Source organism: Streptomyces sp. CT34, from assembly GCF_000805335.1.
Lineage (GTDB): Bacteria > Actinomycetota > Actinomycetes > Streptomycetales > Streptomycetaceae > Streptomyces.
This window is the reverse complement of sequence record NZ_KN708638.1, coordinates 5,045,324-5,055,361: the sequence shown is the minus strand read 5'-3', so window position 1 is coordinate 5,055,361 and position 10,038 is coordinate 5,045,324. Positions and strand designations below refer to the sequence as shown.

Below are 10,038 nucleotides of genomic sequence, written 5' to 3'. Positions count from 1 at the left end.
CGGGCCCCGCCTGTGGCAGGCGCGGCCGTCATCCGAACGCCTCCGCCGGAAGCCGTGGGCCGTCGTCCTCATGGCTCGCCGTGTAGCCCTCCTCTTCGTCGCCGCACCCGCCGGTCTCGTCGTCCACCACGGCCAAACGCGCGCCCCGGCTCTCCGCGACCCGGTGCACGGTGGCGAGCCAGTCCGTCAACTCGACCGCCAGCAGGTGCAGTTCCCCAGGCGTCCAAGTTCGGCTGTCCAGGACCGCCCGCGCTTCCCCGATGAGGGCGGCGGCCGACTCGAGCTGCGCCGCCTCCACCTTGTCCGCGGCACGGGAGAGATACCCGGTCCCGTCGCCGACGAGAAGGAAGCACGGCTTCCCCTCCGAACCCGACCAGGGCAGCAACCGCGCGGCCTCCGTGCCCACGTGGCGCATCACGCCGCCACCTCCGCACCGCGGATGCCGCGCGGGCCGAAATCGACACCGTGCAGCGCCAGCGGCCACACACGGCGCCGCCCGCGCAACGGCCGCAGCAGCGGCACGAACAACCTCGCGACAGTTTGGGTCACGTCAGCGCTCCATTCAGCGTCGGCCATGCCCCCGGACGTCCAGCAACGTCGCGGGGGGCTTCCTCTCGGCTATCGTTGAGCACACGGTGCTCACACGGGAGTTGACCGCACTTGACAAGGTAATGAGCATCAGTCAATGCCGAGGAGTTCGCCGTGGGTGACTTCGCAGATCTTGCTCGCCGTGCTCTGCGGGACAGTGGCTACTCCATGACGGCCGCCGCACGAGCCGTCAACTACGACCTTGCGTATCTCTCCCGTGTCCTGAACGGGAAGCAGCAACCATCGGCCAAACTGGCGGAAGCACTTGACGAACTCGTCGGAGCCGGTGGCGCGCTCTCCGGGGTCGTACTGAACGCTGACGACACAGCTCGGGTCGCCCGTAGCGCCGCAAAACCATCACGTCTCGACGCCGGCACCGTGAATGCCCTGGCAGGCGTGCTTGCTGCCTACCGACGTCTCGATGACGTGGTCAAGCCTGAGGCGGTCCTCCCTGCGACGCTCGCCCAGATGAACGAAATCACCCGCTTACTCAAAGGGGCACGGGGGCCATATCGCGACCAACTCGTCGAGGTTGCCTCCGAGTTCGTGCAGTTCGGTGGCTGGATGCTCGCCCAGGTACGCGACGATGCGCAGGCTATACGCCTCCTGGGAGAGGCGCTGGGGCTGGCCGACGAGATCGGGAACGGCACGCTCGCGGCCCAGGCGCTGAACTTCAAGGGGTACGTCGCCCGTCAGCAGGGCCGCTCCCACGGCGTCGCCCGGTGGTTCACGGCAGCCGCGGACACTCCGGGTGCCCACCCCGCGCAGCGACTGGGGGACATTCTTCAGGCAGCGGCCGGGTGGGCGGAGGTGGGTGAGACCGATCGTGCGCTCCGCATGGTGGAGGCAGCGGAGCGCCTGACGGACAAAGCTGCCCGCGTATCCCCGCCGGACACCGCTTACTGGCTGACGCCGGAGTTCAACCGCCTGAATCTGGGCCTGGCCACCCTGGCCCTGGGGCGCTACGACCAGGCGGCCGACCATCTGTCCGCTGGGCTGGCAGGGCTTCCGGAAGACCTCCGGGGAGCACCGTGGAGCTGGGAGCACCGGGAAGCGTTGCGGAAAGCCGTAGCGGCACGCTGATCGGCTGCACGGCGTGTATCTGTGACGACGGAGAGGGACTGACGTGCGCATCGGCATCACCGGCCATCGTGGCCTTCCGGTCGAGTCCGCGGAACTGGTGAAGGGGGCGCTCCGGGACATCGTGACGAAGTACCCCACGGCTGACCTGGTGGGGGTGTCCTGCCTGGCTGACGGACCGGACGCGTGGTTCGCGCAAGCGGTACTCGACCACGGCGGCCGGGTGGAGATCGTCGTACCCGCGAAGAAGTACCGCGAGTCGCTGCCGGATTGGCACCACGCCGCCTACGACGACCTCGTGCGCAGGGCGTCCGAGGTGCACGAGACCGGACTGGCCGAGTCCGACGCCCATGCACACATGGTCGGCAGTGAGATCCTCGTCGGCCTGGTCGACAGTCTCATCGCGGTATGGGACGGTCGGCCGGCACGCGGTTACGGCGGTACCGCCGACGTGGTCGGGTACGCGGAGAGCGTCGGGGTACCGGTGCAGATCGTCTGGCCGGAGGGCGCGAGCCGGGATTGATCACGACGGGACGGGCGTCGCGCGCGCAGGGGCGTCGCACGCGTACGGGCACCCTTCGGGACCGCCCCCCTACGGCCTCCCCGCGATGCCCCGTACAGTCGGTTCATGCTCCTCGGGATGATCTGCGCCCTCGCCTCCGCGCTGTGCTTCGGCACCGCCTCCGTGTTCCAGGCCGTGGCCGCACGGGACACCAGCCCCGGCAGCGGTTCGGGGGTCGACGCCCGGCTGCTGCTGCGGGTGCTGACCCAGTGGCGCTATCTGCTCGGGTTGACGCTGGACGGTCTGGGATTCCTCCTGGAACTGGTGGCGCTGCGGTCGCTGCCGATCTACACGGTCGGCGCGGCGCTGGCGGCCACCCTCGCGGTCACCGCGGTGGTCGCGGCGCCCCTCCTGGGCACCCGGCTGGCGCGCGCCGAGTGGCTCGCGGTGGCGGTGGTCTGCGGCGGCCTGGCGATGCTGGCGCTGTCGTCCGGCGCCGAGGGGCATCTGCGGGGCACCCCCGGGCTGCGGATCGGGGTGCTGGTCTTCGCGGTCGCCGTACTGGCCTCCGGCGCGCTGGCCGGCCGGCTGCCGGACCGCGCACGGGCGGCGGCACTCGGCCTCGGCGCGGGCTTCGGCTTCGGCGTGGTCGAGGTCGCGGTGCGCCTCATCGACGGTTTCGCGCCGCTCGACCTCCTCACCAACCCCGCGACCTACGCCCTGCTGGTCGGCGGCGGCGCCGCGTTCCTCCTGCTGACCACCGCCTTCCAGCGCGGCTCGGTCACCGCGGCCACCGCGGGCATGGTGATCGGTGAGACCCTCGGCCCGGCCCTGGTCGGCGTCGCCTGGCTCGGCGACCGCACCCGCGCGGGCCTGGCCCCGCTCGCGGTGGCCGGCTTCGCGCTGGCGGTGGCCGGCGCCCTGGCCCTGGCCCGCTTCGGCGAGGCCCCGGCGGCGGAGGCGGAGGCGCCGGCGGGTGCGCCCGCCCCCGGGGACGAGGCCGCGGGCACGGGCGAGGGCAAGGGTGAGGGTGAGGGCGAACTGGGGGCGGTGGCGGCGGAGCGCCCGTAGCCGGACGCCGGACGCCCGGCAGCGGCATGCCCGTGGGGGGCCGCCCGGCGAGGGGCACCCCGCGGGCCGTGCCGGCGACGCGCCCCCTAGGCTGACGCCCTCAGGTATTTCGCGGGTACTTCGCGGGTACTTCGTTCGCCGACCGCCGACCGAAGGGCGATGACGACGACGTGGACACAGACGACGCCATACCCGAACACAGCGCCGTACCGGGCCGGTTGACCGGTGGGCTGACGGTGCGCCACCCCGTGCCGGCGGACCATGCGCGGCTCCAGGTGGCAGTGGCCGACTGGTGGGGCGGGCTCGGCGGGGAGGCCGGCGCGCGGCAACGGCAGCTGCTGGTACCGCGGTTGTTCCTCCAGCACTTCGCCGGGACGAGCTTCCTGGTCGAGCGGGCCGACGGGACGCTGCACGCGTTCCTGATCGGCTTCCTGTCCCAGACGGACCCGGAGACCGCGTACATCCACTTCGCGGGGGTGTGCCCGGACGGCAAGCGCGGCGGCGTCGGCAGCGCCCTCTACCGGCGGTTCTTCGCCCTCGCCCGGGAGGCCGGACGGACCCGGGTCCGCTGCATCACCAGCCCCAACAACCGCGATTCGATCGCGTATCACACCCGTATGGGGTTCCGGCTGGAGCCGGGCGACCGGACCGGGGACGACGGGGTGCCGGTGCACACGGACTACGACGGTCCGGGGCTCGACCGGGTCTCGTTCGTACGGGAGCTGTGAACGCGGCGCGCCCGCAGCCGGGCGGTGGGGTGCCGCGGCGGGGGGCGAGGCCGGGCCCGGCGGTGGCCGGCCCCTCCCCGGGTCGGCCACCGCTCCCTGCTTCGACTACCCGCAGTGCAGCCTTACCTTGTCGCCGTGCGTGACGTTCGAACCGCACCTGCCCTGGTACTTCATGGTGAGGGTGATCGTCCCCGCTGTCGGATACCTGCGAGGTTCGGCGGTGACGACGCAGCCGGCGGGCTCCTTCGATCGGCCTGACTCGTTCGCCCCGCCCCAATCCTTGACGTTCGCTGACACTTGAGACGAGTGGGACCCTGCGTGCGCGGTGCCCGGTACGGAAGCTGCGCCCAGTCCGGCCACGGTGGCTAACGATGCGGCCAAGGCTCTCACGCGGTGGTGCACGTTTCCCCCTTGCTCGTAGCTCCTTGCCGCCGAGAGCGACAAGGTGGTCACGGGCAGCCAACCTGCAACGGATAAACGTCCGATGAATGGTCAGGGGAGCACCTTCAGCAGGGTCTCCAGCGCTCCGGTGAACGCATGGTCCGGCGGCGTCCCGTAGGCCACGACGAGCCCGTCGAACGGCGCGTCCTCCGTGCCTGTCCCGCCCGTCCCGCCCGTCCTGCCTGTTCCGCCCGTCCTGCCCGTCCCGCCGTACCGGAACCGGCTCAGGCCCTCCAGTGCCAACCCCGCACGCTCCGCGGCCCGTACGGTGCTCTGCTCGGTTCCGGGCGGCAGGCGGAGCACCATGTGCAGGCCGGCGGCGATGCCCGTACCCGTGACGTGCGGTGCCCGTTCCGCAAGGGCGGCGATGAGCTGGTCGCGGCGGCGCCGGTAGCGCAGCCGCATTCCGCGCAGATGCCGGTCGTAGGCGCCGCAGTGGATGAACTCGGCGAGGGTGAGCTGGTCCAGCGAGCCGGACTGCCACTCGCCGGTCGCCTTGACGGCCAGTACCCGGTCGACCAGGCGGTCGGGCACCACCATCCAGGCCAGCCGCAGCGCCGGGGCCAGGCTCTTGCTCGCGGTGCCGAGGTGGACGACGTGGTCGGGGTCGAGCCCCTGGAGGGCGCCGACCGGCTGCCGGTCGTAGCGGAACTCGCCGTCGTAGTCGTCCTCCAGGAGGTAACCGCCGGTGGCACGCGCCCAGTTGACGGTGGCGGCCCGGCGGTCCGGGTGCAGCGGCACGCCGGTGGGGAACTGGTGGGCGGGGGTGAGCAGGGCCGCGTGGACGCCGTCGAGGGACGCCAACCGGGCGGTGTCCGCGCCGTGTTCGTCCACCGGGAGGGGGACGGTGCCGAGCCCGGCACGGGTGATGACATCGCGGTGGAAGTCGAGGCCGTAGGACTCGACGGCGATGCGGGCGGCCGGACCGTTGGCGTTCGCGTTGGCGCCACCGTGGTCGCCGACGTTGGCGTTGGCATCGCCAGCGTCGTCGGCGGCGGCGTCCCGCAGCGCGCGGCAGAGCAGGCTCAGCCCCTGCATGAAGCCCGCGCAGACGATGATCCGCTCCGGGTCGGCCCGTACGCCGCGGGCGCGGGCCAGATAGTCGGCGAGCACCGTCCGCAGCTCCGGGCGGCCGGCCGCGGTGACGTAGCCGAACGCCTCGCTGGGCGCGGCGGACAGCGCCCGGCGGGCGGCGGCCAGCCAGGCGGTGCGCGGGAAGGCGGCGACGTCCGGGGTGCCCGGGGTGAGGTCGAAGCGCGGCGCGGGGGCGCGGTGCCGCGGGCCGGCCGCCGGGCCCAGTGTGCGGCGGGCCACCGGGGCGCCGGCGGGCGGCAGCGCCCTCCCGCGGTCTCCGTCCGGGTGGGGGTGCTCCCCCCGCCGGTAGCCGGGGGAGCATCCCCAGGCGACCCAGGTGCCGGAGCCCTGGCGGGCGCCCAGCCAGCCCTCGGCGACCAGCTCGGCGTAGGCGTCGGCGACGGTGTTGCGGGCGATGCCGAGGTCGGCGGCGAGCGACCGGGAGGACGGCAGCCGGGTGCCGGGGGCCAGCCGTCCGGACCGTACGGCGTCGCGCAGCGCGGCCATCAGGGAGGCCCGCAGCCCGCCCGGACCGGTGAGGTCCAGATGCAGGTCCCGTCCGAAAGTGGCCCGCGATTTCTCCATGGAAGTGGACCATACGCTGTGCCATTCGCGTCGTAGCGTCGTACCCATGACGAACGGGAACGCATCACCCGCGCCACCGGACACCTCCGGCACGCCATCATCCGCACCGCCGGACACCTCCGGCACGCACCATCGGCACGGCCCCCGCATGCCGTGGGCCAAGCTCGCCCCGGAGGTGTTCCGGGCGATGCTCGCGCTGGACGCCACCGCCAGGGAGGGCCTGGACCCGGCGCTGATCGAGCTGGTCAAGATCCGCGCCTCGCAGCTCAACAAGTGCGCCTTCTGCCTCGACATGCACATCACCGACGCCCGCAAGGCCGGGGAGACCGAGGAGCGCATCCACCTTCTCAGCGCCTGGGAGGAGGCGGCCGGTTACTACACCGAGCGCGAGCAGGCCGCCCTGGCGCTCACCGAGGCGGTCACGGTGCTGACCGAAGGCCAGGTGCCCGACGCCGTCTACGAGCGCGCCGCCGACCGGTTCGACGAGGCCGAGCTCGCCCGGCTGATCGCGCTGATCACCACCATCAACGCCTGGAACCGCTTCGGCGTGACCACGCGCATGGCCCCGGGGCAGGGGTGATCCGATGAGCCGGCGGATGAAGATCTGGGGCCTGATCCCCGAGTTCCGCAGGGCCCAGCTCCGGCTGACCCAGGCCGCCAAGAAGGGCCTGGGCGACCCGGTCCTGGTCGAGCTGGTCGTGCTGCGCGCCTCGCAGGTCAACCGGTGCGCGTCCTGCATCGACATGCATGTGAGGAACCTCCGCGAGGCCGGGGTGAGCCCGCGGCGGATCGATCTGCTGCCCGCGTGGGAGGAGGCCGGCGACCTCTACTCCGAGCGCGAGCGGGCGGCCCTGGCGCTCACCGAGGCGGTCACGGTGCTGACCGAAGGCCAGGTGCCCGACGCGGTCTACGAGCGGGCCGCGGACCGGTTCACCGAGGTCGAACTGGCCCATCTGATCGGCGTGATCGTCGCGATCAACAACTGGAACCGGGTCAATGTCACGGTGCGCAAGCCCCCCGGGGAGGAACTGTGACCGCCGGCACCGGGCCCGCCGCCGCGGCGGCGCTGCGCGCCCTCCACCACGACCGGCGGCCGGGCGATCCGCTGATCCTCCCCACCGTCTGGGACGCCGCCGGCGCCCGGGTCTTCGCCGACGCCGGCTTCCCCGCCCTCGCGACGCCGAGCGCGGGCATCGCCGCGTCCCTCGGCTACCCGGACGGCGAGACCCCGGCCGACGAGATGTTCGCCGCGATCGCCCGGATCGTACGGGCCGTGGACGTGCCGGTGACGGCGGACGTGGAGGCCGGATACGGGCTGTCCGCAACGGAGTTGGTGGGCCGCCTCGCGGACGCCGGCGCGGTCGGCTGCAATCTGGAGGACTCCGACCACGCCTCCGGTGCCCTCCGCAACCCGCGGGAGCAGGCGGAGTGGCTGGCGGAGGTCCGCGCCGCGGCGGGCGACGCCCTGGTCGTCAACGCCCGAGTGGACACCTTCCTGCGCGGCGACACCGGCATCGCGGCGGCCGTCGAGCGCGCCCGCCGCTACGCCGAGGCCGGCGCCGACTGCATCTACCCGATCCTCGCGCCGCCCGCGCTGCTGCCGGAACTGGCCGCGGCCATCGCCCTGCCGCTCAACGCGATGGCCCGGTCCGACGGCCCGTCACCCCGCGAACTGGGTGCCCTGGGCGCGGCCCGGATCACCTTCGGCGGCGGTCTCCAGAGCGCGGCGACCGAGGCGCTGGCGCGGGTGGCGCAGCGACTGCGGGAGGGCAACTGATGTCGGCCGTACGGGGGTTGGCCGACCGGCCCTGATGTCGCGCGCGGGCCTGCCCGGCCGGCGCCATACGATGAGCCATGCTCTCCCTCGTCGTGGCGCCCTGGCGGCGTCCTCCGGTGGTCCTGCGCAACGCGGACGTCCCGCACGAGGCGGCCAGCACCATGAAGATCGCCGTGCTGGCCGCCCTCTACCGCGGCGGGCTGGACCTGGACCGGCAGATCCCCGTGGTCAATCGCTTCACTTCCGCCGCGGGCGGCACCTTCGCCAACTCCCGGGCGGGCGACAGCGATCCGGAGCCCTGGGAGCTGCTGGGCGGTACCGCGTCGCTGCGCTGGCTCGCCGGGCGGATGGTCAGCCACTCCTCCAACCTGGCGACCAACCTGTGCCTGGCGCACGTGGGGCGGGCGGCGGTGGCCGACGTGTGGCGGCGGGCCGGCGCGTCCGCCGGGACCGACACCCCGCGCGGCGTCGAGGACATGCCGGCCCGCGCCGCCGGCATCCTCAACCGGGTCACCGCACACGACCTGGTCCGGCTGCTGGAGTCGCTGGAGCCGGCGGTGCTGGGCCTGCTGGAGGACAACGCCCACGGGGTGGACCTGGCCGCGGGCCTGCCGCCCGGCACCCGGCTGGCCAGCAAGAACGGCTGGATCTCGGGCGTACGGAACTGCGCCGCCGTCGTCCACCCGCACGACGCCGCCCCGTACACCCTCGCGGTCTGCTACACCGGCCCGCTCGCCAACGGGCAGGACACCGGCGACCCGGCGGCCCGGCTGCTGGCCCGGGTCTCGGCCGGCGTCTGGCGGGCGCGGCACCGGCTGACGGCGTGAGCCGGCCGGCGCGCCGGGCCCGCGGGGGCACCGGTGCGCCGCGGCCGGCTCCGGTCGCCTACTGCCGGCCGGCGAACTTCTGGCTCAGGCTGTTGAAGACGCCCTGCGCCTCCGGGCCCAGGTGCGGGCCGGCCAGCCAGGTGTGCGGGCCGTTGCTGATGGAGGTGTTGGACACCAGGGTCAGCTTGCCGCCGCGGTTGACGAACCAGCCGCCGCCGGACGTACCGCCGGTCATGGTGCAGCCGATGCGGTCCATGGGCGGCGTGCCCTGCGCCATGGTGAGGCGGCCGGGCCGGTCCAGGCAGCTCATCATCCGCGCGCCGTCGTAGGGCGCCGCGGCCGGGTAGCCGAACGCCTTCAGCGAGCTGATGCCGTCCGCGTACGGGGAGTTGAACCAGATCTGGGCGGCGGCACCGACGGTCTCCTCAAGGGACTTGCCGCTGCCGTTCTCCGGCTTGACGTGCATCACGGCGAAGTCGTAGGCGGAGCCGCTGTTGCCGTGCTCGCCGCCCGTGCTGATCCACTGGTTGGACGTGTTGACCCAGTCGGCCCAGAACTTGCCGTACGGCGTGATCTGCGGGGACGGCGTGTTGCCGACCTGGTTCGCCGGCACACCGTTGTCGTTGTACGACGGGACGAAGACGATGTTGCGCATCCAGCCGCCCTGTCGGCCGCCGTGGACGCAGTGGCCGGCGGTCCAGACGAGGTTGGACTTCCCGGGGTGCGCCGGGTCCTCGACGATCGTGCCGGAGCAGACCATCGGGCCCTTGGGGCTGTCGAAGAAGATCTTGCCGATCGGGGCCATGTTGCGGTGGTAGGGGCGGGCGACCTCCTGGGCGGTGACCGCACGCGGCTCCGCGTCGGTGGCACCGGCCCGGCCGCCCAGCGTCGCGTCCTGTACGCCGACGTCCGGTGCGGCCTTGACCTGGGCCAGCCGCTCCGGCTTCCACCGGTCCTTGATGATCGGGTTGGCGAAGTCCTGCGCCCTGCGGGCCCACTTGTCCCAGTTCTTCCAGCCGCCGTCCTTCCACTTCTTCAGGTCGTCGATGCTGGTCGGCAGGGCGCCCGGGTGCTTCTGGCCGGCGGACGAACCGCCGGGCGCGGCCGAGGCGTTGTCGTCGGTGGGGCCGCAGGCGGTGGCGGTGAGCGCGAGCAGCGCGGCCGTCGCGGCGGCGGCAGCGGTGGAACGGCGTATACGGGACCTGGACGGTGCGGATCGCGTGGACCGCGTGGATCGACCGGACTGCTTGGACGGCATGGAGCGTTCCCCCCTGATACGGACCGGCGCCGGTGGTACGCGCCGTTTCTGTCATGCCCCTGTTGGGACCGCGCTCTACTATGCCGTCACGGCGCGGCGACGGGGCA

12 protein-coding genes are annotated in these 10,038 nt (G+C 73.2%); 8 read left to right on the top strand and 4 right to left on the bottom strand.

Annotation, left to right across the window (positions count from 1 at the left end; all coding sequences use genetic code 11):
• Positions 1 to 28 precede the first annotated feature (28 nt).
• A complete protein-coding gene (locus RZ84_RS22140) occupies positions 29 to 415 on the bottom strand; it encodes a hypothetical protein (RefSeq protein ID WP_043270534.1) in 387 nt (128 codons plus the stop codon).
• Positions 415 to 549, bottom strand: a complete 135-nt coding sequence (locus RZ84_RS42370; protein ID WP_277816881.1) for a hypothetical protein — start codon at positions 547 to 549, stop codon at positions 415 to 417. The genes RZ84_RS22140 and RZ84_RS42370 overlap by 1 nt, the downstream gene beginning before the upstream one ends.
• 153 nt (positions 550 to 702) lie before the next feature.
• Here RZ84_RS42370 and RZ84_RS22135 point away from each other — a divergent pair, with 153 nt between their 5' ends.
• From RZ84_RS22135 to RZ84_RS22120, 4 genes are all read left to right on the top strand, one after another.
• Complete coding sequence (locus RZ84_RS22135) at positions 703 to 1,671, top strand: helix-turn-helix domain-containing protein (RefSeq protein ID WP_052230089.1); 969 nt, start codon at positions 703 to 705, stop codon at positions 1,669 to 1,671.
• A 43-nt stretch (positions 1,672 to 1,714) separates the two neighbouring features.
• Positions 1,715 to 2,191 carry a hypothetical protein gene (locus RZ84_RS22130; protein WP_043265745.1) on the top strand — a complete coding sequence of 159 codons (477 nt, stop codon included), beginning with the start codon at positions 1,715 to 1,717 and terminating at the stop codon, positions 2,189 to 2,191.
• Between the two features lie 105 nt (positions 2,192 to 2,296).
• A complete protein-coding gene (locus RZ84_RS22125; protein WP_241777809.1) occupies positions 2,297 to 3,241 on the top strand; it encodes a hypothetical protein in 945 nt (314 codons plus the stop codon).
• Between the two features lie 170 nt (positions 3,242 to 3,411).
• On the top strand, positions 3,412 to 3,969 hold the full coding sequence (locus tag RZ84_RS22120) for a GNAT family N-acetyltransferase (RefSeq protein ID WP_241777808.1): 558 nt from the start codon (positions 3,412 to 3,414) through the stop codon (positions 3,967 to 3,969).
• A gap of 492 nt (positions 3,970 to 4,461) precedes the next feature.
• Here the strand turns inward: RZ84_RS22120 and RZ84_RS22115 are convergent, their stop codons facing one another.
• Positions 4,462 to 6,069, bottom strand: coding sequence for a MocR-like pyridoxine biosynthesis transcription factor PdxR (locus RZ84_RS22115; RefSeq protein WP_043265744.1), 1,608 nt, complete (start codon positions 6,067 to 6,069; stop codon positions 4,462 to 4,464).
• 148 nt (positions 6,070 to 6,217) lie between these two features.
• On the opposite strand from RZ84_RS22115, the gene RZ84_RS22110 reads away from it, so the two are divergent.
• From RZ84_RS22110 to RZ84_RS22095, 4 genes are all read left to right on the top strand, one after another.
• On the top strand, positions 6,218 to 6,649 hold the full coding sequence (locus RZ84_RS22110) for a carboxymuconolactone decarboxylase family protein (RefSeq protein ID WP_052230088.1): 432 nt from the start codon (positions 6,218 to 6,220) through the stop codon (positions 6,647 to 6,649).
• Positions 6,650 to 6,653: 4 nt separating this feature from the next.
• The gene (locus RZ84_RS22105) at positions 6,654 to 7,103 is read left to right on the top strand and encodes a carboxymuconolactone decarboxylase family protein (RefSeq protein ID WP_043265743.1); all 450 of its coding nucleotides are present in this window, start codon (positions 6,654 to 6,656) and stop codon (positions 7,101 to 7,103) included.
• Positions 7,100 to 7,846, top strand: coding sequence for an isocitrate lyase/PEP mutase family protein (locus RZ84_RS22100; RefSeq protein ID WP_052230087.1), 747 nt, complete (start codon positions 7,100 to 7,102; stop codon positions 7,844 to 7,846). The genes RZ84_RS22105 and RZ84_RS22100 overlap by 4 nt, the downstream gene beginning before the upstream one ends.
• A gap of 77 nt (positions 7,847 to 7,923) precedes the next feature.
• Positions 7,924 to 8,673, top strand: a complete 750-nt coding sequence (locus tag RZ84_RS22095) for a serine hydrolase (RefSeq protein ID WP_043265742.1) — start codon at positions 7,924 to 7,926, stop codon at positions 8,671 to 8,673.
• Positions 8,674 to 8,731: 58 nt separating this feature from the next.
• On the opposite strand, the gene RZ84_RS22090 is transcribed toward RZ84_RS22095, so the two are convergent.
• Positions 8,732 to 9,931, bottom strand: coding sequence for a trypsin-like serine peptidase (locus tag RZ84_RS22090; protein WP_043265741.1), 1,200 nt, complete (start codon positions 9,929 to 9,931; stop codon positions 8,732 to 8,734).
• Between the last annotated feature and the right edge of the window lie 107 nt (positions 9,932 to 10,038).